This is a genomic window from Inquilinus sp. NPDC058860, from assembly GCF_042743185.1.
GTDB lineage: Bacteria > Pseudomonadota > Alphaproteobacteria > DSM-16000 > Inquilinaceae > Inquilinus.
In genome coordinates this window covers 77,152-102,996 of the sequence record NZ_JBHYMS010000022.1, presented here as the reverse complement: position 1 = coordinate 102,996, position 25,845 = coordinate 77,152, and the positions used below count along the sequence as shown (strand labels likewise).

The window sequence follows — 25,845 nt, the reverse complement described above, 5'->3', positions numbered from 1 at the left end:
CTCTCGGATCGAGCCGGCTCGGACTATCGCAAATCGGCGCGGACGGCGAATTGGGTGCCCTGCCCATTCGCGCGCGGACGCGCGCAGAACCCCTCCCCCTGCCCCCCTCCCGCAAGGGGAGGGGGGACTCAAAAGGGGCAATGTGTGAGTTGATCATTCCCGAACCTGGAACCTAAGCAGCCGCCGCGACCGGGCCGAGATGGGTGGCGATGGCGCGGTCGATCGCCGCCAGCTCGTCCGCCGCCAGGCGCAGCTCTCCCGCCCGCGCATTCGCCCGGGCCTGCTCGGCGTTGCGCGCGCCGCACAGGGCGAAGGTGATGCCGGGCTGCGCCAGGGTCCAGGCGATCACCACATCGGCGACCGCCACGCCATGGTCGCGGGCGATGCCGCCGAGGTCCGCGGCGAAGGCGGCCACCAGGCGGCGGTTCTCGGCCGAGAAGCGCGGATTGGTGCGGCGCAGGTCGTCGCCGTCGAAGCTCCGATCCGGCCCGATCCGGCCGGTCAGCAACCCGAGCGCCAGGCTGGAATAGCTGATCACGGCGATGCCGGCCTGGCGGCAGGGCGGGATCAGCGTCTGCTCCAGCCCGCGGTCGAGCATGTTGTAGGCCTCCTGCACGCAGTCGACCGGCCCGGCCGCGCGGTAGGCGGCGAGGTCCTCGACGCTGGCGTTGCTGATGCCGATGGCGCGGGTCTTGCCCTCGGCCTTCAGCGCCAAGAGGGCCTCCATGGTCTCGGCGATCGGGGTCGTGGGGTCCTGCCAATGGGTGATCAGCACGTCGACATGGTCGGTGCGCAGGCGGCGCAGGCTGGCCTCCAGCTCCTGCCGCACCGAGTCCGCGCCGAGATAGCGGTGGATGGTCTTGTCGTCCTGGCCGACGAAGGGGCGGCCCTTGTCGGTGTCCCAGACCAGGCCGCATTTGGTGACCAGCACCACCTCGTCGCGCCGCCCCTCGACCGCCCGGCCGACCAGCTGCTCGGCCCGGCCGAGGCCGTAGGCCGGGGCGGTGTCGATCAGGGTGACGCCGGCATCCAGCGCGGCCCGGATCGCCGCCACCGAGGCGTCGTCGTCGCCGCCGCCCCACAGCCAGCCGCCCATGGCCCAGGTGCCGAGCCCCACCGCGCTGGCAGGGATCCCGCTGGCCCCGATCTCACGCTGCATCTGCATCCTTGCCCTCCAGCTTTTCGACGACCGCACGCGCCGTCCGGTCGTCCGTGATCAAATGGCCCAGCGCGCCGCCGCGCAGCACCGCGGCGATGGCCCCGACCTTGCGCTCGCCCGACGCGACCGCGATGCGCCGCGGGATCCCCGCCAGCTCGTCCAGCGTCAGCGCCACCAGCCGGCGGTTCGACGGGTGGTCGCAGGGCCGGCCGTCGCGGTCGACCAGATGGGCCAGCAGTTCCGCCTCGGCCCCGACGCGCTCGATCGCGCCGCGGTCGGCCGTGTCCGACAGGGTCAGGTAGGTGGCGTGCTCGTCGCGCACCGAGCCGATGCCGAACAGCGCGACATCGGCGGCGCGCGCCATGTCGAGCACGCTGCGGATGGTCGACACCGACAGCAGGGCCGCCCGCTCCGCCTCGTTCGCCGCAAAGATCGGGGCGTGCAGCTGGTAGGCCTTGCCGCCCAGCTTCTCGGCCAGGGCGACGGCGACGTGGTTGACGTCGGTGCGGAACTTGCCCTGGACCCCGCCGGTCGCCGGCACGACGCGGACGTCGTAGGCCCGCGGCGGCGCCAGCGCCTCGATCGTGGCGCAGAGGGCGACGCCGCCGGAGACGGCGATGGTCATGCCGTCGGCCAGGCCTTCCAGCAGCGTCGTCGCCGCCGCCTCGGCCGCCGCCTTCAGCACGATCGCCGGATCGGTCGAGACCGCGGCCACCGCCACGGCCGAATCGAGGCCGCCGAGGCGCTTCAGCGTCGCCGACAGCCCCTCCTCCGCGTCGAAGGGCGAGCGGATGCGGATGTCGACCAGCCCGCGCTCATGCCCCTCGCGGATCATGCGGTTGACGCTGGCCGGCGAGATGCCGATCTCCGCCGCGATGTCCGCCTGGGAGCGGTGCTCCTGGTAGAACATGACCAGGACGCGGTGGATGTTTCGCAGTCGTTCGGATTCGCTGTAGAGCGGGCGCGGCATCGGTCTCAGCCCCGGGCTTTGTTCATGTTGAGGAGGTGATCGATCGTCACCGCCACCAGCAGGATGGCGCCGCGGATGATGTCCTGCCAGTACACCGGCACGTTCAGCAGGATCAGCGACGACGTGACCAGCGACAGCAGGGCCGCCCCCAGCACCGCGCCGGCGATGGTGCCGGACCCGCCGTTCAGGCTGGCCCCGCCGATCACCGCGGCGGCGATGACGCTGAGCTCCATGCCGACGCCGAATTGCGGGGTGGCCGCGCCGAACCGGGCCATGTAGATCACCCCGGCGATGCCGGCCAGGGTGCTGCACAGCGTGGCGCAGATGATCTTGGTGCGCTTCGTATCGATGCCGGAGAAGCGGGCCGCCTTTTCGTTGCTGCCGGTGTAGTAGACCCGCCGGAACAGCACCGATTTGCGCAGCAGCACGTCGAACAGGGCGATCAGCAACAGGAAGATCAGGATCACGAAGGGCAGGCCGCCGAGGCTGCCCTGGCCGACGAACTTGAATTCCTTCGGCAGCGAGAACAGCGACTGCGGCGTGCCCTGGGTCAGGAGCAGGCTGAGGCCGCGGGTGATCACCATGAAGGCCAGCGACACGATGAAGAAGTGCAGCCCGATCCGGGTGACGCACAGCCCCATCAGGAAGCCGATGGCGCCGCAGCAAGCGACCGCGATCAGGCTGGCGGACCAGGGGTCGAGCCCGGCCAGGAACAGCGTGCCGCCGATCACCATCGACAGGCAGACCACCGACCCGACCGACAGGTCGATGCCGCCGACGATCAGGAGGATGGTCATGCCGATGACCACGATCCCCTCGATCGAGAAGGACAGCAGGATCGCGCGCATGTTCGACAGGGTCAGGAAATAGGGCGAGGCGAAGCTCATCGCCACGAACAGCAGGGCGATGATGGCCAGGAGGCCGAATTCGCGGACCCGGACGACGCGCATCATCGGCGTCACGGCGGCCATGCTCATCTGATGTCTCCCATGGCGGCACGACGCGGCGCGCCCTGCCGGTGGTCCTGGAACCCGAGGCCCGAGGCCAGGTGCATGATCGCCTCCTCGGTCATCTCGTCCGGCCCGAGCTCGCCGGCCAGGCGGCCCTCATGCAGGACCAGGATACGGTCGCTGATGCCGATCAGCTCCGGCAGCTCGGACGAGATCGCGACGATGCCGGCGCCCTGGTCGGCGAGCTCGCGGAGAATGGCGTAGATCTGCGCCTTGGCGCCGATGTCGACGCCGCGCGTCGGCTCGTCGACGAACAGGATGCGCGGATTGACCGCCAGCAGCCGGGCCAGCGCCACCTTCTGCTGGTTGCCGCCGCTCAGCGTCGCCACCGGCTGCTGCACGCCGGCGCAGCGGATGCCCAGGCGCTGGCGCATCGCCTCGGCCAGCGCCGCCTCGCGCCGGCGGCTGACCATGACCGGGCCCGACACCAGCCGCAGGTCCAGCGACGAGACATTCTGGGCGATCGACAGGTCGAGGAAGACGCCGTTGCCCTTGCGGTCCTCGCTGAGATAGACCAGCCCCTGCCGGATCGCGGCGGGATAGTCCCCCGGCGGCACCTCGGCCCCGTCGCAGGTGATGCGGCCGGAAGCGCACCGGGTGAGGCCGCAGATCGCCTGCACCGTCTCGGTGCGGCCGGAGCCGATCAGCCCGCCCAAGCCGACGATCTCGCCCGGCCGGACCTCGAAGCCGACATCGCGGACAATGCCGCCGTCCGACAGGCCCTCGACCCGCAGCAGCGGCGCGCCGGTGGCCGGGCCGCGGCGCGGCGGGTACAGGTCCAGGAGCGGCCGGCCGACCATCTTCGCCGCCACCTGCTCCGGCGTCGTCGCCGCGGTCTGCAGCGTCTCGACATAGGCGCCGTCGCGGAACACGGTGATGCGGTCGGCGATGGCGAAGATCTCGGCCATCCGATGGCTGATATAGATGATGCCGATGCCGCGTGCCTGCAGGCCGCGGATGATGGCGAACAGCGCCTCGGCCTCCGCCTCGGTCAGCGCCGCCGTCGGCTCGTCGAGGATCAGCACCCGGCAGTTCAGGGTCAGCGCCTTGGCGATCTCGACGATCTGCTGGCTGGCGATCGGCAGCTCGCCGGCCCGCACGTCCACCGGCACCGGATGCAGGCTGGCCAGCACCGCCTCGGCCCGCCGCTTCAGGTCGCGCGTGTCCAGCCACAGGCCGCGCCTGAGGCCGCGGCGGCCATTGGTCTCGGCCATGAAGATGTTCTCGGCCACGGTGGCATCGGGGCAGAGCGCGATCTCCTGGTGCACCAGCCCGATGCCCAACGCCTGGGCCGCGGCCGGGCTGGGGATCCGCACCGGCTTGCCGTCAAGGCTGACCGTGCCGCGGTCGGGCTGGTGCACGCCGCCCAGGACGTTCATCAGCGTCGACTTGCCGGCGCCGTTCTCGCCCATCAGGGCGTGCACCTCGCCGGCCTTCAGCTCGAACCGCACGCCGGACAGCGCGCGGACCGGGCCGAAGCTCTTAGCGATGTCGTGGACGGAGAGCAGGGACACGTCGAAGGCTTTCATGGTCGCGGAGGCCGGCCGGGACGGTCCCGGCCGGCAGTCGGATCGGCGATTACTCGTCGATGCCCTTGGTGCCGCGGCGCTTCAGATACTTGTCCCAGTAGAAGTCGTCGGCATTGGCGGCCGTGACCACCGCGTAGCCGTTGTCGATGAACGGGATCGCCATCGGGTTCCGGCCGGCGCCCTTGGCGTCGTTCATCGGGTCGATCAGGTCGGGATGGGCGGCGAGGTACAGCGCCATGAAGCCCATATAGCCCTGCATGCCCTGGTTCGGGTTGACCGAGCCGAACACCTGGCCGGCCTTGATCATGTCGAGGATCTTGGCGTTCACGTCGGCGGTCATGACCTTGATCTTGCCGCCGAGCTCGACGCTGGCCTGGGCGGCGCCGAGGGCCGAGTTCGCCTCCGGCATGAACAGCGCGCCGAGATTCGGGTTGGCCTGGGCCATCGACAGCACGGCCTGGTAGGCCTTGTTCGGGTCCTGGTTCGAGGCGGCGCGGGCGACCAGCTTCATGTCCGGCCACTTCTCCTCCATCCGCTTGATGAAGGCGGCGACGCGGCGGTCGTGGTTGTCCTGGCCCGGATTCTCCAGCACGCCGTATTCGCCCTTGCCACCCATCGCCTCGGCCACGGCGTCGGCGGCGCCCTTGCCCTCGAGGTCGTTGTTCGAGGTGATGAAGGCGGTGCGGTTCGAGTTCGGCGAATCCGCCGCGAAGGTGACGATCGCCGTGCCCTGGTCGATCGCGCGGTTGATCGGCTCGATGAACGGGTCCGAGTTCATCGGATGCACCAGGATGCCCTTGGGCTGGCGCGCCAGGATCTGGTCGAAGCTGGCGATCTGCTTGGTGACGTCGTAGTCGGGCGTGCCGGTGTAGATGGTCTCGCAGCCCATCTGTTTGCCGGCCTGCTTGAACATCTCGTAGACCGGGAACCAGTACTCGACGCCCGAGACCATCACGTTCATGGCGTAGAGCTCGCCCGGCGCGCAGCGGAACGGCTCGGCCGCGCCGGCCGGGGCGGCGGACAGCAGCGCGCCAAGGGCGGCGCCCGCCAGGATCCGGGTACGCAACTTCGTCATCTCTCATCCTCCCTAGCTCCGGCAGCGGTATCCGCGACCGGTTGTTGATGTATATTTCAACAACTGAAATTTCTTCCGTCCAAGAAAGCGGGCTTTGCCGATGGCGTCAAGCGGTTTGTCGAGGGCAAAGAAAAAGGGGCGCGCCGACGGAACCGGCGCGCCCCCATGGGGTCGATGAGGATGGACGATCAGCTGTGCAATCGGTCGAAGAGGCTGGACCGCGTTATACTTGCTATTTTTCTGTCATTGCCGGGCTTGACCCGGCAATCCAGAAGATGTCGACAGTCTCTGGATGCCCGGGTCAAGCCCGGGCATGACAATGAAACAGGCAAAATACTTCTTCACCCGATTGCCCTGGAGCGATCAGGCGGCCTGCGGAATGCGCGCGATGACCTTGATCTCGAAATCGAAGCCCGCCAGCCAGTTCACGCCGACCGCGGTCCAGTTCGGATAGGGCGGCTCGCCGATCGCCTTCAGCCGGATCGGGGCGATCGTCTCCCACTGCGCGGCCGGGTCGGTGTGGAAGGTGGTGACGTCGACGACGTCGTCGAAGGTGCAGCCGGCCGCCTTCAGCACGGCCGCGAGATTGTCGAAGGCGAGCTGGACCTGCTTGCCGAAGTCCGGCTCGGGCGACCCGTCCTCGCGGCTGCCGACCTGGCCCGAGACGAACAGCAGATCGCCCGACCGGATCGCCGCCGAATAGCGGTTGATCTCGTACAGCGCCTGCCGGCCGGCAGGGAAGATCGCATCGCGTCTGGCCATCGTTTCACTCCTGTGCGGACAAGACGGACCACCCCGCCGTCGCGACGACCGCCCGGCTTCAGGGTTCAGGTCCGCTGACCGGGACGGTCATTCACATACGTCCCGTATGCCGCCATATCGGAACATACGCCGCGTATGTCAATACGCATACGCGGCGTATGCTTCTTTGGAATGGAGTGAATCGGGTCGGCCAGCCCGCAAGATCTGATGGAATACCGTCCCGAGCCGCTCGGCGCCTGCGCTTTTCCAGCATTGCCGATGCCCGTGGGGAGGCAAGGTCCTGCCGTGGACAAGGCCACTCGCCGCCTCTAGCGTGGCGCCGTTCCGAAGACCCGGGCGCCCAGGGGGACCAATGGCGGATCTAGCTGTTTTCTCCGGAACCGCGCATCCCGGCCTGGCGGCGGAGATCTGCGCCGCCCTGGGCGTGCCGCTCCGGCCGTCCAGGGTGCAGCGCTTCGCCAATGACTGCCTGCAGGTCCAGCTGCAGGCGAATTGCCGCGAACGCGACGTCTTCCTGGTCCAGCCCCTCAATCCTCCGGTGCAGGAGCATCTGGTCGAGCTGCTCCTGATGATCAACGCGGCCCGCGGCGCATCGGCCTCGCGGATCACCGTGGTCATGCCGCACTACGCCTATGCCCGATCGGACAAGAAGGATGCGCCGCGCATCTCGATCGGCGGCCGGCTGGTGGCGGATCTGCTGACCGCGGCGGGGGCCGATCGGATCCTGACGGTCGCCCTGCACTCGCCCCAGGTCCATGGCTTCTTCAGCGTGCCGGTGGACCATCTCCACGCCCTCGGCGAGCTCGCCGGCCATTTCCGCCGGTACGACCTCTCCAACGCCGTCGTGGTTTCGCCGGACCTCGGCTATGCGAAGGAGGCTTCCGCCTTCGCGCGGCTGCTGGGCGCCGGCGTCGCCATGGGCGCCAAGCAGCGCTACGAGAACGACCGCGTGGAGATCAGCACCGTCATCGGCGAGGTCCGCGGCAAGGACGTCATCGTCATCGACGACGAGATCGCCAAGGGCAGCACGGTGCTGGAGCTGCTGGGCCATCTCCGCCGCCAGGGCGCGCGGTCGATCCGCGTGGCCTGCACGCACGGCCTCTTCTGCGGCGGCGCGCTGGAGCGTCTCGGCGCCCAGGACGACGTGCTGGAGATCGTCTGCACCAACACGATTCCGGTGGACGGAGCCGAGCGCCATCCCAAGCTCGTGGTCCTCTCCATCGCTCCCGCCCTGGCCGAGGCGATGCGCCGGATTCACGCGGGAGAGTCCGTCAGCGAGCTGTTTCACGCCTAGCTCCCATGATCCGGGCCGAGCGCGCCCGCCGCAAGGCCGCGGTCACCGCCTGGATCGAGCAGGCCGGCCTGAACTCATCCGCCAGCCCCGGCACATCAGGCGGTTTGCGGAGGGCCGGACAGAAACGAGGGGCGCACCGGATGGCACGCCCCTCGATGTCTCGGTCTGCGGAGTTCAAGCGCGAGATGCGCCTACTTCATCGTCGGCATCACGAATTCGGCGCCGGCGCGGATGCCGGTGGGCCAGCGGGTGGTGATGGTCTTCAGCCGGGTGTAGAAGCGCACGCCCTCCGGCCCATGCATGTGGTGGTCGCCGAACAGCGACGACTTCCAGCCGCCGAAGGAGTGGAAGGCCATCGGCACCGGGATCGGCACGTTGATGCCGATCATGCCGACCTGGATCTGGTGCGCGAACTCGCGCGCGGCGTCGCCGTCGCGGGTGAAGATCGCCGTGCCGTTGGCGAATTCATGGCCGTTGATCCAGCCGGCCGCCGTCTCGTAGTCCGGCGCGCGGGCGATCGACAGCACCGGGCCGAAGATCTCCTCGCGGTAGATCTTCATGTCGGTGGTGACATGGTCGAACAGCGTGCCGCCGATGAAATAGCCGTCCTCATAGCCCTGGCGGCGGAAGTCGCGCCCGTCGACCACCAGCTTCGCCCCTTCGGCGACGCCGGAGTCGATGTAGCCGCGCACCTTGTCGAGATGCTGGCGGGTGACCAGCGGCCCCATCTCGGCCTCCGGGTCGGTGCCGGGGCCGATGGCCAAAGCGCGGACCCTCGGCTCCAGCCGCGCCAGCAGGGCCTCGGCGGTCTTCTCGCCGACCGGCACCGCGACCGAGATCGCCATGCAGCGCTCGCCGGCCGAGCCGTAGGCGGCGCCCATCAGCGCGTCGACCGCCTGGTCGAGATCGGCGTCCGGCATCACGATCATGTGGTTCTTGGCGCCGCCCAGCGCCTGGCAGCGCTTGCCGGTGCGCGCCGCGGTCTCGTAGATATAGCGCGCGATCGGGGTCGAGCCGACGAAGCTGATCGCGGCGATGTCGGGGTCGAACAGCAGCGCGTCCACCGCCTGTTTGTCGCCATGGACGACGCTGAACACGCCGTCGGGCAGGCCGGCCTCCTTCAGCCAATCGGCCAGCAGCAGCGAGGCCGAGGGGTCGCGCTCCGACGGCTTCAGGATGAAGCAGTTGCCGCAGGCCAGCGCCACCGGGAACATCCACATCGGCACCATGGCCGGGAAGTTGAACGGGGTGATGCCGGCGACGACGCCGAGCGGCTGGCGCATCGCGTGGCTATCGACGCGGGTGCCGACATTCTCCGTGAACTCGCCCTTCAGCAGCTGCGGCGCGGCGGTCGCGAACTCGACCACCTCGATGCCGCGCTGGACCTCGCCGCGGGCGTCGCTCAGCACCTTGCCGTGCTCGGCGGTGATGGCGGCTGCCAGCTCGTCGGTGCGCTCCTCCAGGATGCGCAGGAAGCGGTTCAGGATGCGGGCGCGGCGCAGCGGCGTGGTGCCGGCCCAGCCGGGGAACGCCTGCCTCGCTGCAACGACCGCGGCGCGGACGTCGTCGGCCGAGGCCAGGGCCACGCTGCCGCTCTGCTGGCCGGTGGCCGGGTTGAAGACCGGGGCGGTGCGCCCGCTGCTGCCCGGGGCCCGGCGGCCGGCGATGAAATGATGGATCTCGGTCGGCATCTCGTCTCCTCCTCTGCTGCCGGCACCTTCCCGCTTTACCCGGCGCGCATCAACGCACAGGATCGAGCAACCGTTGTGCGGGAATTGAAGCCATGGACTGGGACCATCTGCGCGTCTTCCTGGCGGTCGCCCGGCACGGCCAGCTGCTGGCCGCGTCGCGCAAGCTGGGGCTGAACCACGCCACGGTGGCGCGCCGGCTGGATGCGCTGGAGGCCGATCTGGGCACGGTGCTGTTCGACCGGCGGCCGGCGGGGTCGGTGCTGACCCAGGCCGGCGAGCGGCTGCTGCCGGTGGCCGAGGGCATCGAGACGGCGCTGCTGGGCGCGGCGGAGGGGCTGCGCAGCGACGAGGCGGAGGTGTCGGGCACGGTGCGCATCGGCGCCCCGGACGGCCTCGGCAACCATTTCCTGGCGCGGGAGCTGGGGCGCTTCGCCCGGCAATACCCCAGCCTGACGATCGAGCTGGTGCCCCTGCCCCGCAGCTTCTCGCTGTCGCGGCGCGAGGCCGACCTGGCGATCGGCCTGGACCGGCCGGTGGAGGGCCGGCTGATCGTGTCGCGGCTGACCGATTACAGCCTCGGGGTTTATGCCGCGGCCGACTATCTCGCCGCCGCCGGCACGCCGAAGGATGCCGACGGGCTGGCCGAGCATGTGGTGGTGACGGGGGTGGAGGACTACGCCTACGCCCCGGCGCTGGACTATGCCTGGGCGCTGGAGGACCGGTCTCTCCGCCGCTTCCGCTGCGCCAGCGTCACCGGGCAGATGGAGGCGGTGCGGGCCGGGGTCGGCATCGGCGTGCTGCACGACTTCGCCGCAGCGGGCGTGCCCGGGCTGGTGCGGATCCTGCCGGAGGTCGCCTTCCGCCGCAGCTACTTCATGCTGTCGCATCCGGACAGCGCCGGGCTGCGGCGGGTGGCGCTGTGCCGGCAGTTCATCGCCCGCCGCTTCGAGGAGGAGCGCCGGCGCTTCCTGCCGGCATGACCGAAAAGGGATCCGGACAGGCTGCCCCACCGCAGCCTGTCCGGAGGACCGGGTGGGCCGACTAGCGGCTGGCCACCCCGGCGCAGGCGTTCTGGCCGTCCAGCGACCGCAGATAGGCGGTCAAGGCCGCGACATTGCCGGCCCCGATCTTGCCGCCATGCACCGCGCTGAGGTTCGGGCGGAACACATCCGCCAGCGTCGCCGCCTGGCCGTTGTGGAAGTACGAGGACGACTGCCACAGGCCGTGCAGGGTCGGGGTGTCGAAGCCGGTGCCGGGCAGCGGCTGGCCCGACCCGGTGCCGGAAGACGGCTGGACCGTCCCCACGTCGTGCCGCTGGTTGTCCTGGCTGACCGCGGTGCCGTGGCAGGTGGTGCAGCTCGCCGTCTGGAACACCTGCTCGCCCCGCTTGGCATCCGCCGTCAGACATCCCTGCGCCGTCCGGTACGGGCTGCGCGGGAAGGTCTTCAGCGACGAGACATAGGCCGCCAGGGCGTCGAGGTCGGCGCTCTTCCCGGCCTTCTTCGGGCCCAGCGGGTCGATGGCGGCGGCGTAGTCGGCGTCGCTCATGAAGCCGGCGCCCTCGAACTCGTCGCGGATGTCCTTCTCGAAATCCTGCAGCTCGTCGAAATTGGCCGTCCAGTGCAGCTTGCCCATGGCCGGCCCGACGCCCTGCCGCCCCTGCAGCGAGATGGTGCGGCGCAGGCCTTCGCCGCGCTGGGTGAAGTCCCAGACCATGCCGTCGCTGTCGCCGTCGACATGGCAGCTGGCGCAGGAGATGTAGCTCTCGCTGCTCATCCGCGGGTCGGCGGCATTGTAGAAGATCCGCTTGCCCGCCAGCACGGTGGCCGGCAGCGGTTCGGTCGCTACGGTGGCGATCACCGTCGGGGCCGGCGTGATGAAATCCTCGCCGGTCAGCACCTTGCCGATGTCGTGGACGGTGACGCGGCGGTCGAGGAAGGCGTTGACGAACAGGCGCTTCCGGCTGGCGTCGAGATAGAGGCCGTGCGGCGTCCGGCCGATGCCGGCGACCGACCCCACCACCGCGCGGCGGTAGGGATCGACGATCTCCACGCTGTTCGATTCCATCTCGGCGACGAAGAGGTAGTTGCCGGAAGGCGCGAAGATCGCGGCGCGCGCCGGCCCCCGGTTGTTGAAGTCGATCTGCTCGGCGAACACCTCCCTGCCCTGCGCCAGGTCGATCTGGGACAGGATCGAGCGCACGGTGGTGTCGGCCTTCAGGTCGATCTGCTTGCGGTAGCGCCCCTGGACGATGTTGTCCTTCTTCGACGGCAGGACGGCGCGCCGCCCGTCCGGGGAGATCACGACCTGGTTCACATAGTTGGCGACGCCGGGCGCCGCGGCCTCGGTGGCCGGCGTCGTGGTGTCGACCGGCAGCGCGATCACGGCCGGGGTGCCGAGGGTGGCGAGGTTGACCTTGTAGACCTCGCCCTGCGTCATCTTCGAGCGGAAGCGGGTGACATAGGCCGTCCTGGAGTCCGCGCTGACCGCGATGCCGCGCACGTCGCCGGCGCCCGGCAGCGTCACCCGCCCGGTGATCGCCCCGGTGGACGGGTTGAACACCGCCAGCGCCGACTTGCCGGCCAGGGTCAGCAGGCCCTTGGTGCCGTCCGGGGTGAAGACCACGCCGTAGGGCGCACTGCCGTAATCCAGCGTGAAGGTGCTGACGGCCTTGGTCAGGGGGTCGATGCGCAGCAGCTTGTCGTCGCCCTGCACCGCGACCCACAGCTTGCCGCCGGGCCCGAGGGCCAGGGTCTTCGGCTCCTTGCCGGCCGCCAGCTGCCAGGACTTGGCCAGGGTGGCGGCGTCGATCGCGGCGATGGTCCCGGCATCCGGGTCGAGGGCGTAGACCGCGGTGGAGTTGCCGACGATGTTGCTGGTGTGGGTCGGGGCCGCGGCGGTGACCGGGTGGATCACGCTCTGCAGGAAGGAGAACGAGGTCTCCGTGCCGTCCTCGGTCACCACCGTCACCGAGACGGTGTAGTTGCCCGGCGTGCCATAGGTGTAGCGCGCGATCGGGCTGGCCGCCGTGGTGGTGACCGGCGCGCTGCCGTCGCCGAAGTTCCAGATGTACTTCGCCCCGCTGAGGCCCAGCGCGGCCGGGTCGAGCGCGACCGCCTTGGCGACCTGCTGCTGCGGCAGCACCGCCGGGCGGGGGTTGAAGATGCCGTCCACCTCGGCGTCGGTCAGCACCCGCTTGTAGACCCGGACATCCGACAGGATGCCCTTGAAGGCGACCGGATTGCCCTGGATCTGCCCCAGCATCTGCAGCTTGTCGAACAGCCCCAGCACCCCTGCGATGCCGGTCGACGTGACCTTGGCGCCGTCGACGAACATGGCCTGGGCGCCGGTCACGGCGTCGCGGGTCATGGCGACCTGGTGCCATTGCCCGTCATTGATCGGCGCGCCGGACCGGGTGACCGGATTGGTCGCGCTCCGGTCGCCGACCGACAGGTTCAGATAGCCGGCATTGTCGATCCAGCCCCAGAACACGTCGTTGGCGCCGCCGACCTGGTCGCGCCCGAAGATGCCCGGGGCCTGCCACGGATTGCTGTTGCCGATCTGGCTGGTCTTGATGCGGAAGCTGACGGTCGCGGTGCCGCCCAGGGCCTCGGCGATGGCGTCGCTCTCCAGCTCGACGCCGGTGGTGCGCGGCGTGAAGTCCAGCCCGCCCTCGGCGTAGCTGTCCTGGCTCCCGGCCTTGCCGTCATTGCCGCCGGCCACGTCGGTCAGCGTGCTGGCGAGCGGCCAGCGATTGACATAGGTGGTCGGGACCGCCTGGCTGCCGGTGGTGAAGCTGGAGGTGAACTCCGTGGCGAGGCCGTTGCCGGCGTAGTCCTTCACCCCGCCGGCGGTCAGCACGACCTCGTATTCGGTGTTGAGCTGCAGCGGCTGGGCCGGGGAGAAGTTGACGATGCCCAGCTGCACGCTGTAGGTGCCGGCCAGCGCCGTCCCGCCCTTGGGGCGGACGATGAAGGTGCCGGCGTTGACCGTCTCCGGCAGGATGCTGTCGGACAGCGCCAGGCCGACGCGGGACGTCGTCGCCTGGCGCAGCATGCCGCTGCCAGGCGAGACCGTCAGGACCGCCGGCGGTGTCGTGTCCGGCGCCTTCTGGTGCGGCCGGAACGCGGTGTTGGTGCCGTGGTCGCTGCCGACGAAGACCAGATTGCCGAGCATCGCGACCTGGCCGAGATCCGGGTCGCGGTTGCCGCGCGGCGGGACGGTGGCGTTGTCCGGCACCCGCTCGGACCGGCCGATCTCCGGGTAGGAGGCGGGGTTGGTGACGTCCAGCTTGAAGATGTAGCGCTGCGCCCCGACGATCAGATGGTCGTCCTGGGCGGCGCAGTACAGCCCTTCCTCGATCAGGGTGTTTTCGTTCTCGATCTTGACCTCGCGCGGGTTCGAGAGGTCGTAGCCGGCCATCTTGCCGTCGCCGTTCCGGCCGGAGGTGTAGAGCTTCCGGCCGTTGAAGCAGGTGGCGTAGTAGTTCGGCAGGGTGGTCTTGCCGCCGATCAGGGTCGGGTTGAGCGGGTCGGAGATGTCCAGGCTGGCGAAGCCCGACGTGGTCTCCATCGAGGTCAGCACCATCTCGTTGCCCATGGCGAAGACCGGGCCGGCGCGGAAGCCGCCCAGCTCGCCCAAAGGCACCGGGTTGGACCGGCCGTTGCCGCGGTCGGCGATCCTGGCATTGGCCGGATCGCTGGCGTCGACGATGAACATGCCCCGGCTGGCCGACGCCACGTAGAGATACGGGGCCTGCCACCACATCTGCCAGTTCACGTTCTCGTAGTCGCCGGCATTCACCCCCGGCAATACGAGTTTCTTGACCTGCTTGATGTCGTTGATGTCGGTGAAGTCCCAGAACTCGACGCCATAGATGCTGGGCACGGCGATGTAGTCCTTGCCGCCGATCGTGGCCTGGCCGAAGGCGTGCGGCTCGCGGAACTCCTTGGTCCGCCCGTCCGGCTCGTAGATGGTCTTGACCAGCTTGATGTCGCGCGGGTTGCTGACGTCGTACAGCAGGAAACCGCCGGTCGCCTCGCCGCTGTCCGGCGCGAACATGGTCAGGAAATAGCCGTTGTGCATGACCCCGACATTGGTGCCGTAGGGCTTCTGCGGGCTGGTGTTGCCGGGGATGGTGTACTGGATGACCGGGATGCCGTTGGTGTTGGTGGCGGTGTTCCACTTGATCGTCGAAATCTCGCGGAACAGCTCGGCATCGGTGTAGGTGAGATTCCCGAGGCCCGGCCCTTCGAGAGGAAGAGGGTCCTGGGCGGAGGCCGGCAGGCCGGGGGCCAGAGACACGGAGACCAGGCCGGCCAGGAGGGCCAGTCGACAGGCGTTCATTTTCTCCCCCTTCTTCCTTGGCTCTACCGTCGAAGCAGCGGCCTCTCTGGCGAGCGGTATACGCGTCCAGTCCTGGCGACGATGAAGCGTCCCCAATGTCGTGTCAATAAATCTCAAGTATTGAAATATCTTTCAAATTTTCTCTTCCACAGCCCTCGGCGAAGAGCCGGCAGGGGCGACGCTGCCGGTGCCCCGCCTGGCCGACCGGCCGACGCGGACCCGACGCCGCTTCATGAAAATTTCACAGTCGCGCGGTGGTGGCGAAGCCGGCCGGTTCGATAGGACAGCAAGGATAGGCGCGCTGGGGAGAGAGCGCGGACAGTCCTTTTTCGAGCCTGGAGCTGCCCATATGGCCGGCATTGGCGCCCCGATTCCCACCGCCACCCGATTCGGGTCCGCCGCATCCGGCATCCTGTCGGGGCGGCTGCGCCTCGGCTGCAGCGCCCTGGCCCTTCTCGCCGGGCTGGCGGCCCTGACGGTGGCGGTGCCCCCCGCCCGGGCCGACGGCGCCAAGATCGTCGGCATGCGGCTGGTCCGCGGCGACGGCTCCGGCACCGCCGCGAGCGGCGGCGGCGGCGGCAACGGCGGCGGCGGCAACGGCGGCGGCGGCAACAGCATCGTGGCCGGCGCGCTGGCGCGGGCATCCTCGGCCGGCCAGCCGCGCGCGCTGTTCGACGGCATGCGGCTGAACCGGATCGAGGATGCCGGCGCCAGGAACCCGGTGATCGACGCCACCAACAAGCTGATGACCATCGAGCAGCTGAAGCCGAAGGCCGTCATCAACTGGGACCGGTTCAACATCGCCGGCGGCGAGACGGTGAAGTTCGACCAGAAGGGCAATCGCGACTGGGCGGTGCTGAACCGGATCGGCCAGGCCGACCCGTCGCGGATCGACGGCGCGCTGAAGGCCGACGGCCATGTCTACCTGATCAACCAGAACGGCGTGATCTTCGGCAAGGGCTCTAGGGTCAATGTCCGCAACCTGGTGGCGTCGTCGCTGAACATCAGCACCGAGCGGTTCACGAAGGGGATCCTGGAGAACGTAGCCGATACTACTAACCAAAGGGAGCGGCCAAGCGACTTCCAGGCCGTGGACGATACCGGCCAATCCTACACGGCCGGCCGAATCCACGTCGAACGCGGGGCAGTGATCGAGGGGCCTGACAACAACAGCGTCATTCTTCTCGGTGGCTCGGTGGTCAACGAAGGAACGATCCGAGCCCGGGCCGGCCAAGTGGTGATGGCCGCCGGTCGCCTCGTCGCGCTCGCGAATCCGACCGACGACCCAACCGCTTTCGATACGCAAAGCCCCAACGGACAATTGCACAGCAAGGAGCGTACGGTTCGTGGCGTCGTGGTCCGGGTCGACGGCAGCGTTGATGGCGGCGGCGCGCCCGACCCCGAGGCACGGGTCGTCAACACCGGCCTGATCGAAACCCCCCGGGGCAACATCACCATCGCCGGCAACAAGGTCGACCAAATGGGGCGCCTGTCGGCGACGACCTCGGTCCGCGCCGGCGGCTCGATCATCATCAGGGATGCCGCGGAGGTGACCTTCGATCGCGGCAGCGTGACCGAGGTCCTGCCGGAGGACAGCAGCGACACCATCACCGACAACGAGGCCTTCCAGCATTCGTTCGTCGGCATCGGCGGCGGCGGTGTCATGCAGCGGGGAGCGCTGATCCACGCGCCGGCCGGCGACGTCGTCATCCTTCCCGGCGGCGGGCGCTTCACCATGGAGCGGGGCAGCCGGATCGACGTGTCCGGCACCACCTCGACCGAGGTGGCGATGGAGCGCAACCAGGTCTCGATCACCCTGCGCAACAACGAGCTGAACTCGCCGCTGCAGCGCGACGGCTTCCTGTTCGGCAAGACGGTGAATGTCGATGTCCGCGAGGGCTCGCCGATCGGCAGCATCGACGGCTATCTCGGGAGCATCGGCCGCACGGCGGTGGAGCGCAGCGCGGCCGGCGGCACCGTGTCGATCGCCTCGAACACCACGACTCGGACCGGCGAGGTGGTGATCCGGGACGGCGCCGTCATCGACGTCTCCGGCGGCCAGGTGCGCTATCGCGGCGGCTGGCTCGACACCACCCAGCTGGTGGGTGCCGACGGCCGGATCTACGACATCGGCGAGGCGACGCCGGACATCCAGTATGTCGCCTTCGCCGAGCAGCGCTTCGGCCAGCAGAAGATCTACGGTCCGCGCTGGGAGGCCGGCTACACCGACGGCATGGACGCCGGCTCGGTCACCATCGCCACCGGCGCCGCAGTGCTCGACGGGCAGATCACCGGCCGGACCACGGCCGGGGCGCGGCAACGGGCGCGCGACCAGCTGCCGAGGCTGGGCAGCCTCGCGCTCAATCTGAGCGGCCCGGTCGACGTCACCTTCGGCGCCGGTGGCGCCCGGCTGCCGGACGGGTTCGGGCCGGGCGACGCGCTGCCGGACGACCTGCGCGACCGGCTGACGCTGGACCCGTCCCAGGTCGGCGCCGGGGGGGTGAACCAGATCGCGGTCACGACCACCGGCGGCAACATCGAGGTGCCGAGCGGTGTCACTCTGCGGACGGCCCCCGGCGGCTCGGTCCGTCTGGAATCGAGATACCTCCGCGGAGACCCCCTGACTCCCGAAGAGGCCGGCGACGTCCTCGTCGCCGGCGCGATCGAGACGCCGTCGGGCACCATCAGCCTGGGCGGCCGGAACATCACCCTGGCGTCCGGGGCGCGGCTGGCGGCGCGCGGGCAATGGGTGAACGACCGGATCGACGCAAACGGCAACCCGTATCCCGGCGGGTCGGGCCCGGCCGGCGCCGCCCTGCCCGATGGCGGCACGATCAGCCTGGGCGCCGCAGGGGACCTGACGCTCGAGGGCGGCAGCCTGATCGACGTCTCGGCCGGCGGCTGGGTCGCGACCGACGGGTCGCTGATCAAGGGCAATGGCGGCGCCGTGGTGTTGACCTCCGGCCGCCATTTCGACCCAAGCCTCGGCGGCATCAGCGGCAGCAGGCTCGTCCTCGGCGGCGAGATCCGGGGCTATGGGCTGGATCGCGGCGGCACGCTGACCATACGCACCGAGCGGATCTGGATCGGCGGCGGGCTGGCGCCGGAGGGTGCGCTGGTGCTGGATCCCGGTTTCCTGGGCCGCGGCGGCTTCAGCGATGTGACGCTGCAGGGCTATCGCGGCGTCACCATTGCGCCGGGCGCCGTGGTGACGCCGACAGCGGCGTCGCTGCGGCTGAACCCGGACTACCTGTGGCGCACCGGCGGCAGCGACGTGTTCGGCTTCGCCGGCCTGGAGCTGCTGCCCGAGGAGCTGCGCCCGGCCGGATCGCTGACCCTGATCGCCCGCGACAGCAGCCCGACCCTGGATACCGATCTGGCGGACGGCAACGTCGTCTTCGGCGAGGGCTCGCTGGTCCGGATGGGCCTGGGCGGATCGGTCACCGCGGTGGCTGCGCGCATGGTGCGGGTCGACGGCACGATCGAGACCCCGGCCGGGACGATCACGCTGTCCGGCGGCGTCACGAGCGACCCCACGGGCGAGACGACCGCATACGATCCGGAGGCCGGGGTCCGCATCGGCCGCACCGGCCAGCTGCTGGCCCGTGGCGCCGTCAAGCTGGACCCGACGACCGACGGAACCCGCCGCGGCACGGTGCTGGACGGCGGCACCATCACGTTGGTCTCGTACAATGGCGCGGTGATCGTCGAGAACGGCGCCCTGCTGGACGTGTCCGGCGTCTCGACCGACATCGACCTGCGCAGCATGACCATGTACGGGCTGAGGCTGCGGCCGCAGACCATTGCCAGCAACGGCGGTACGATCCGGCTGGCGGGCAGCGAAGGCCTGTTCGTCGACGGCACCCTGCTGGGCCGTGGCGGCGGCGCCGGCGCCGAGGGCGGCACGCTGGTCACCGAAATGGTCGCAAAGCCGGGCCTTGCCGGCAGCAACCGTCCCGGCCTGCCGGACGACCTCCTGCGGGTGCTCAATATCCGGCAGTCCGGCCTGTCGCCGGCCGCCGGCGGCAGCTATGGCGCCGACATGCTGCGCACCCATGCCGGGCAGGGCTTCGTCGCCGCCGACACGGCGATGGGCGGCGGCTTCGACACCTGGGTGATGGGCTCCGACAACGTCGTCAATTTCGACGGCGACGTTGCGGTGAAGCTGGGCCGCGAGATCCAGATCTCGGCCTATACCATCACCGCGACGCCCGGCTCCACCGTGGTGCTGGAGGCGCCGCGGGTGGCGTTCACCAGCGGATCGAGCGAGCTGGTGCAGGACGGCACCGGCTCGGCCCTGCGCGACCGGCTCGTCAGCCCGGCGACCCAGCTCTCGATCCTGGCGGACCTGATCGACATCCAAGGCGGCGTTCGCCTTGGCGGTACCTATCAGTTCACCGACCCGGACACCTCTCTGCCGACGACGACGAAGACATTCGGCGGCTTCACGATCGCCACGTTCGAGAGCCGCGGCGACATCCGCGTCGGCGGATCGACCAGCAGCGGCGTCAGTCCGGGGCGGCTGGACAGCGCCGGCGACCTGGTGTTCCGGACGGCGCAGCTGTATCCGCTGAGCGGACAGAAGTTCACCGTCGGAGCGCTGGGCCGGGTCACGGTGGAGCCGAACGGCAAGGCCGAGGCGCCGTGGTCGATCGGCGGCGAGCTGACGATCGATTCCCCGGACATCGTGCAGAACGGCACCATCCGCGCACCGCTGGGCAGGATCGTCCTGGGCCGGGACGGCGGCCTGGAGGGCATCAGCACGGTGACGCTGGGCCCCGGCAGCATCACCTCGGTTTCGGCCGACGGGCTGACCGTGCCTTTCGGCTTCATCCAGAACGGCTCTGTCTGGTTTGATCCGAGCGGCGAGCAGATCAACACCCCGCCGGAGAAGGAGGTGCGGCTGCGCGGCGACCAGGTGGCCGTGGACGATGGGGCCGTGATCGACGTGCAGGGCGGCGGCGAGCTGCTGGCCAGCGAGTTCGTTCCCGGCCAGGGCGGGCCGGCCGATGTGCTGAACGACCCCGACAGCTTCGCCGTGATCCCGGACTATGAGGGCTACGCGGCGTGGGACCGGTATATGAGCGGGTCTCGGCCGGCCGGTGTCGGCACCCTCGATTTCAACGCCGACGTGCCGGTGGTGACCGGCACCGCGACGGTCAGCGGCCAGTATCTGCAGCAGGGCGCCAACACCGGGCTGCGGGTCGGCGACCGGATCTATCTGTCGGGCGGCGGCGGCCTGCCGGCCGGCACCTATGTGCTGCTGCCGGCGCGCTACGCGTTGATGCCCGGGGCCTATCGCGTCCGTGCCTTCGACGGCATCCTCGACATGCTGCCGGCGATGAACGGTCGGGCGCCGGACGGCAGCGCCTATGTCGCCGGCCGCCGCTCGGTGCTCAACACCGGCATCTCCGACGCGCGTTGGACCGGCTTCCACATCGAATCGGGCGAGGTGCTGCGCCAGCGGGCGCAGTATGACGCGTACCAGGCCAACAGCTTCTTCGTGTCCGACGCCTTCCGGCAGCGGCAGCAGACCGACGGCAGGACCGTCATGCGGCCGACCCTGCCGATCGACGGCGGCACACTGGTGGCCAATGCCACCGAGACGCTGCGGCTGGACGGCACCGGCCTGTTCGCGCCGGCCGAGGGCGGACAGTTGGGCCGTTTCGACGTCGCCGCGTCGAAGGTCGCGGTGGTGTCCGCCGGGGCGGACGCGCAGGACTTGGTCGCCCAGGGCTATCTGCTGCTGCAGGCCGAGCAGTTGAACGATTTCGGCGTCGGCAGCCTGATGCTGGGCGGCGAGCGCAGCCCCGCCCAGGTCACGACCGATGATCCGCGGGGCGGCACCCAGGTATCGGTCTCGGCCAGCGACGTGGTGGTCCGCAGCCCGGGCACCGCGCTGGAGGGGGCGGAGATCCTGCTGGCCGCGAGCAAGACGGTGACGGTCGAATCGGGCAGCGTGATCCGCACCGCCGGGGCCGACGCCGGCCAAAGCGACACGCTGCGCTTCAGCGGCGGCGGCGCGTTGCTGCGCCTGTCCACCGGCGACCGGGTGGATGTCGTGCGCGCAGCCACCGGCGGGGCCGGCACCCTGACGATCCAGGAGGGAGCGGCCGTCCTGGCCTCGGGCAGCCTGACCCTCGATTCGAGCGGCGACACCATCCTGGCCACCAGCCAGATCGCCGGCGGGCGGGCGATCGACGCCGCCGCCCGGCAGATCAGCTTCGGCGACGGCGCGCCTGACGGGGGCCTGGTGTTCCGCGGCGGCACGCTCGGCGTGCTGGCGCAGACCGAGACCCTGACCCTGCACAGCTACGGCAGCATCGACTTCTACGGCGACCTCACCATCGGCACCGGCGAGGGCGCGGCGCTGAAGACGCTGTCACTCGACAGCCAGGCCCTGATCGGCCATGGCGGCAACGTCGCCATCAACGCCGGCGCGGTGCGGCTGCGCAACACCGGCTCCGCGCTCACCCAGGCGGTGACCCCCGCCGGCGGCAGCCTGACGATCAACGCCACGACGCGAATCGACGATGGCCAGCCGGTCGCCGGCAGCGGCCGGATCGACCTGGCCGACGGCCCGGTGCGGATTGCCGGCTTCGGCGCCGCTTCGCTGAGGGCCGACGAGCGGATCGTCGGCACCAGCGGCCTCGGCAGCGCGACCGACCTGGCCTCCGGCAGCGGCACCGAGGACCGGCCGAACCGGCTGCAAGTGGATGGATCCCTGGAGCTGAGTGCCGCCGCGCTGTCGGCCGGCGCCGGATCGGACAACGCGATCGAGGCCGGCGGGCCCTTGAGCTTCCAGGGCCGGGCCGGGCCGAACCTGCCGGGCTTCGACGAGATCGGCGGCCGCCTGCGCCTGTCGGGCGGCACGGTCACGCTGGCCGGCCGGATCGAGGCCCGGGCCGGCATCCTGGAGGCGACGGCGGACGCCGGCGATCTCGTCATCGCCGGCGGCACGGTGATCGATGCCTCCGGCACGGCGAGCCGCTTCTTCGACCAGACCCGTTTCGCACCTGGCGGCGTGGTCAGGCTGTCCTCCGCGACCGGCAATGTCGATCTGCAGGCCGGATCGAGCATCGCCCTCGGCGGTGCCCGCGCCACCATCGACGGGCAGGAGCGGGGCGGCGATGCCGGCCGGCTGATCGTCGATGCCGCCAAGGGCCGGTTCCTGGCCAACGGCACGATCGAGGCCACAGCGGCGGACGGCAGCCGCCAGGGCGCGGTCGACCTCGACGTCCTGGCGCTCGACGACAGCTTCGACACGCTGGCGGGCAAGCTGGCGGCCGCCGGCTTCGCCGAGGCGCAGCGGCTGCGCATCCGCACCGGCGACGTCGCGCTCAGCGCCGGCCGGACCATCACCGCCCGCGAATTCGCGCTGTCGGCGGATGGCGGCAACCTCGCCATCGGCGGCCGCATCGACGCCGTTGGTGCCACCGGCGGCGACATCCGCCTGGCAGCGGGCAAGACCCTGACCCTGGCGAACGGGGCGGTGCTGAACGCCTCCGGCGTCGCGGCCGACGCCGCCGGCAAGGGCGGCTCGGTGCTGCTCGCGGCCGGGGACGGCGGCCGGCTCGACCTGCAGTCCGGGTCGGCCATCTCGGTCGGCGCCGGCGGCGACACCGGCACCGTGCATCTGCGCGCGCCGCGGACCAACGGCGGCACCGATGTCGCGATCGACCGGATCGGCAGCGGGATCGACGGCGCACGGCAGGTAACGGTCGAGGCGTACAGGGTGTTCGACGGCGTATCGACGATCAACCAGACCGTGATCAATCAGGTGGCGGCCGATGTCCGGGCCTTCGCCAACCGCGCCAGCGCCATCGAGGATCGGCTGGGCGGCAATGTGACCGTCCAGGCGGGCGTGGAGCTGCGCAGCACCGGCGACATGGTGCTGAACACGAATTGGGACCTGCGGACTCTCAGCAAGGACGGGATGGTCGGCGTGCTGACGCTGCGCGCCGCCGGGGACCTGACCCTCCGCGGCAATCTCAGCGACGGCTTCGTCACCGGAACCGATCCGCTGACGGGCGGCCCCATCAGCCTCCTGCAGGACGGCGACAGCTGGTCCTACCGCCTGGTCGCCGGTGCCGATGCGGCGGGCGCCGACCCGCTGGCGCTGCGCGCCGAGGCCGACCTGCTGCCCGACCCGGCCGCCGGACGCCCCAGGGGAAGCGTCGTGGTCGATACGGTGAGGGCCCGCCGGCCGCTTCATATCCGCACCGGCACCGGCGACATCGATGTCGCCGCCGGCGTGGACGTGGTGCTCGGCGCCCGGGTCGCCACGACCTATAATCCCGGCACCGGCAGCGTCCAGCCGGCCATGATCTACACCGCGGGCCGGCCGATCGATCCGCGCGAGCTGTCCGACGACGGCTTCCTCCTGCCGGAGGGCGTCGTCAGCACCTATCCGACCGGCGGGGGCGACATCACGGTCGCCGCCCGCGACAGCCTCTACGGCGTGCCCACGTCGCAGATCGTCACCGGCTATGTCTGGCGCCAAGCGAATCCCTCCATCGGCATGCCAGGCAGCTGGTGGATCAATGTCGACACCTTCCGGCAGGGCGTGGGGGCGCTGGCGGGCGGCAACGTCACGCTGCGGGCCGGCGACGACATCTCCAACCTCTCGGCGGCGATCCCGACGGTCGGCTGGGTCACCTCCTCCGGGCAGACCGACATACGCAACGGCGGCAGCCTGCGGATCGACGCGCTCGGCGACATCCTCGGCGGCGTCTACTATGTCGGCCGCGGCGACGCGGTGATCGAGGCCGGCGGGGCGATCACGAGCGGGGCCAGCATCACGGAAAACGTCTTCAACCCGAGCGGCCAGACATTGCCGCTGCACACCATCCTCGCGGTCGGCGATGCGCAATTCAGCTTGCGCAGCCGTGGCGACCTGACGATCGAGACCGCGCTCGACCCGATGTTGGTTCCCGTGGGAGCCGAGGAATACAATTACTTCCTTGTCTCGCAACCGGGATTTATGTCCTATACAGCCGAAAGCTCGGTCCGTCTCGACTCGACTGGCGGCGACATACGGCTTTCCAATGCGGCGGCGGCGGTGGCCGCCCTCATGGTCCGCCCCGATCTCGGCTATCAGCCCATAGAATTCGCCGCCAATGCGTGGTTGGCTACCCTGTATCCCGGAACGGTCCGCGCCACGGCGCTCAGCGGCGATATCCGGATCGACGGCGGCATGGTCCTGGCGGCCACCGATCGCGGGACCCTGGAACTCCTCGCCGACCAGGACGTGCTGATGGCGTTCAGGCGGGCGGTGTCCCCGCTCAGCGTCCTGGCCATGGCCGATGCCGATCCGGCAGTGACGCCGACGCCGACAAGCCCGATCAGCAATGTCGCCCGTCCGACCGAGGCCGGTGTAGCCGATGACCTCATCTATCAGTACTTCGTCAGCACCCGCGGACAGGGGGACCGGCGCTTCGGCCGCCATATCGGCGACACCGACCCGGTGCGGATCTATGCGGCGGAGGGCGATGTCCGCGCAGATCCCCCGGTCGCCGGGGCCGGTGGTACCGCAACAGCGATCGTCCTGCCGAAGAGCCTGGACCTGCGGGCCGGCGGCGACGTCGCCGACCTGGCGTTCGAAGTCACCAACACCAACGCCGACGACGTCAGCCTGATCCAGGCCGGCGGCAACATCGATTTCACGGCGCAGGGTGGCGGCTTCGAATCCACTGCCGGGGCGGGGGTCACGCTCGGCGGGCCGGGCCGGCTGGTCGTTTCGGCCGGCGGCACCATCGATCTCGGCTTCGGCCGCGGCATCGTCACCGACGGCAATCTGCGCAGCCTGGCCCTGCCGGAGCAGGGGGCGGACATCACCGTCCTCGCCGGGCTCGGCGGCCACCAGCAGCAGGACCGCACCGCCTTCCTGGCCCGCTACCTGGACCCGGCGCACTATGCCGAGTTGCAGGACTATCTGCAGGCCGGGGACGGATCGTCGATCTACACCGCGCAGATGATCGCCTATGTCGAGGGGCTGAGCGGCCGCACCGGTCTGGATGCCCCCACCGCCTTCGCCCTGTTCCGGGCGATGCCGGCGGACCGGCAGGACCCGCTGGTGCAGGACATCTTCTACGCCGAGCTGCGCGCCTCCGGCCGCGAGGCCAACGACGCCTCCAGCCCACGCTTCGGCGCCACCGACCGCGGCTATGCCGCTATCGACGTGATGTTCCCCGGCGAAGGCTATGCCGCCGGCGGCATCACCATGCTGGACAGCCAGATCAAGACGGCGCGCGGCGGCGACATCTCGATCCTGATCCCCGGCGGCGGCATCCAGCTCGGGACCACATCCGTCGTGGCGGGCGTGGACCCGAAGAACGCCAATGATTCCGGACTGTGGACGGTTCTGGGCGGCGACATCCGGGTGTTCGCCGACGACGACATCCTGATCCGCTCCTCTCGCGCCCTCACCGCCAACGGCGGCGACATCCTGTTCTGGTCCTCCTTCGGCGACATCGACGCCGGCATCGGCTCGCGCGCCGCGGTGTCGACCGCGCCGCCGATCGTGCGCCTGAGCCTGAACGGCACGCTGCAGGTCGAACCCGGCGGCGTGATCAGCGGCAGCGGCATCGGCGCGCTGCGGCCGCCGGGCGATGTGGATCTCTATGCCCCGAACGGCGTGGTCAATGCCGGCGAGGGCGGCATCCGCGTCGCCGGCAACTTCAACGTCTTCGCGCTGCAGGTGCTGAACGCCGACAACATCCAGGTCGGCGGCCAGACGGTGGGCCTGCCGAGCGCGCCGGTGAACCCGGCCTCGATCTCCGGCGTCAGCGACGTCGCCGCCCAGGCGACGCGGGCGATCGAGCAGTCGGTGCGCGACCAGGCGGAGCGCAACGCCAGGCCCAATGACGAACCGCCGCCGCTGCTGATCACCGGCTCCTTCCTCGGCTACGAGGGGGGATAGGAGGAGCGGCCCGGGCCGGGCGGAGGTCGTCCAACTTCACTCCCGTCATCCCCGCGAAAGCGGGGATCTCGTCACGCTGCGAACCGGC

The 25,845-nt window shown here is 70.2% G+C and carries 11 protein-coding genes; 3 read left to right on the top strand and 8 right to left on the bottom strand.

Going from position 1 to position 25,845, the window contains the following annotated elements; translation table 11 throughout:
* Window positions 1–172: 172 nt before the first annotated feature.
* The 6 genes from ACFW16_RS17250 to ACFW16_RS17225 all read right to left on the bottom strand — a co-directional run bounded on the left by ACFW16_RS17250 (window position 173) and on the right by ACFW16_RS17225 (window position 6,505).
* Window positions 173–1,165, bottom strand: coding sequence for an aldo/keto reductase (locus tag ACFW16_RS17250; protein WP_380307122.1), 993 nt, complete (start codon window positions 1,163–1,165; stop codon window positions 173–175).
* Window positions 1,149–2,129: a sugar-binding transcriptional regulator gene (locus ACFW16_RS17245; protein WP_380307120.1), complete on the bottom strand. Its 981-nt coding sequence runs from the start codon at window positions 2,127–2,129 to the stop codon at window positions 1,149–1,151. The genes ACFW16_RS17250 and ACFW16_RS17245 overlap by 17 nt, the downstream gene beginning before the upstream one ends.
* A gap of 5 nt (window positions 2,130–2,134) precedes the next feature.
* Window positions 2,135–3,106, bottom strand: a complete 972-nt coding sequence (locus ACFW16_RS17240; protein WP_380307118.1) for an ABC transporter permease — start codon at window positions 3,104–3,106, stop codon at window positions 2,135–2,137.
* The gene (locus tag ACFW16_RS17235) at window positions 3,103–4,653 is read right to left on the bottom strand and encodes a sugar ABC transporter ATP-binding protein (protein WP_380307116.1); all 1,551 of its coding nucleotides are present in this window, start codon (window positions 4,651–4,653) and stop codon (window positions 3,103–3,105) included. The genes ACFW16_RS17240 and ACFW16_RS17235 overlap by 4 nt, the downstream gene beginning before the upstream one ends.
* Before the next feature lie 64 nt (window positions 4,654–4,717).
* Window positions 4,718–5,743 (bottom strand): substrate-binding domain-containing protein, encoded by a 1,026-nt coding sequence (locus tag ACFW16_RS17230; RefSeq protein WP_380307114.1) that lies wholly within the window; start codon window positions 5,741–5,743, stop codon window positions 4,718–4,720.
* 363 nt (window positions 5,744–6,106) lie between these two features.
* Window positions 6,107–6,505, bottom strand: coding sequence for a RidA family protein (locus ACFW16_RS17225; RefSeq protein ID WP_380307112.1), 399 nt, complete (start codon window positions 6,503–6,505; stop codon window positions 6,107–6,109).
* Window positions 6,506–6,857: 352 nt separating this feature from the next.
* Here ACFW16_RS17225 and ACFW16_RS17220 point away from each other — a divergent pair, with 352 nt between their 5' ends.
* A complete protein-coding gene (locus ACFW16_RS17220; RefSeq protein ID WP_380307110.1) occupies window positions 6,858–7,799 on the top strand; it encodes a ribose-phosphate diphosphokinase in 942 nt (313 codons plus the stop codon).
* Between the two features lie 191 nt (window positions 7,800–7,990).
* On the opposite strand, the gene ACFW16_RS17215 is transcribed toward ACFW16_RS17220, so the two are convergent.
* The gene (locus tag ACFW16_RS17215) at window positions 7,991–9,490 is read right to left on the bottom strand and encodes a CoA-acylating methylmalonate-semialdehyde dehydrogenase (protein WP_380307108.1); all 1,500 of its coding nucleotides are present in this window, start codon (window positions 9,488–9,490) and stop codon (window positions 7,991–7,993) included.
* Window positions 9,491–9,582: 92 nt separating this feature from the next.
* Here ACFW16_RS17215 and ACFW16_RS17210 point away from each other — a divergent pair, with 92 nt between their 5' ends.
* Complete coding sequence (locus ACFW16_RS17210; RefSeq protein WP_380307106.1) at window positions 9,583–10,470, top strand: LysR family transcriptional regulator; 888 nt, start codon at window positions 9,583–9,585, stop codon at window positions 10,468–10,470.
* Window positions 10,471–10,531: 61 nt separating this feature from the next.
* Here ACFW16_RS17210 and ACFW16_RS17205 read toward each other — a convergent pair whose 3' ends face one another.
* Window positions 10,532–14,836, bottom strand: a complete 4,305-nt coding sequence (locus ACFW16_RS17205) for an Ig-like domain-containing protein (RefSeq protein WP_380307104.1) — start codon at window positions 14,834–14,836, stop codon at window positions 10,532–10,534.
* A 349-nt stretch (window positions 14,837–15,185) separates the two neighbouring features.
* Between ACFW16_RS17205 and ACFW16_RS17200 the strand changes: the two genes are divergently transcribed.
* Window positions 15,186–25,757: a filamentous haemagglutinin family protein gene (locus ACFW16_RS17200; protein WP_380307102.1), complete on the top strand. Its 10,572-nt coding sequence runs from the start codon at window positions 15,186–15,188 to the stop codon at window positions 25,755–25,757.
* The last annotated feature ends 88 nt before the right edge of the window (window positions 25,758–25,845 follow it).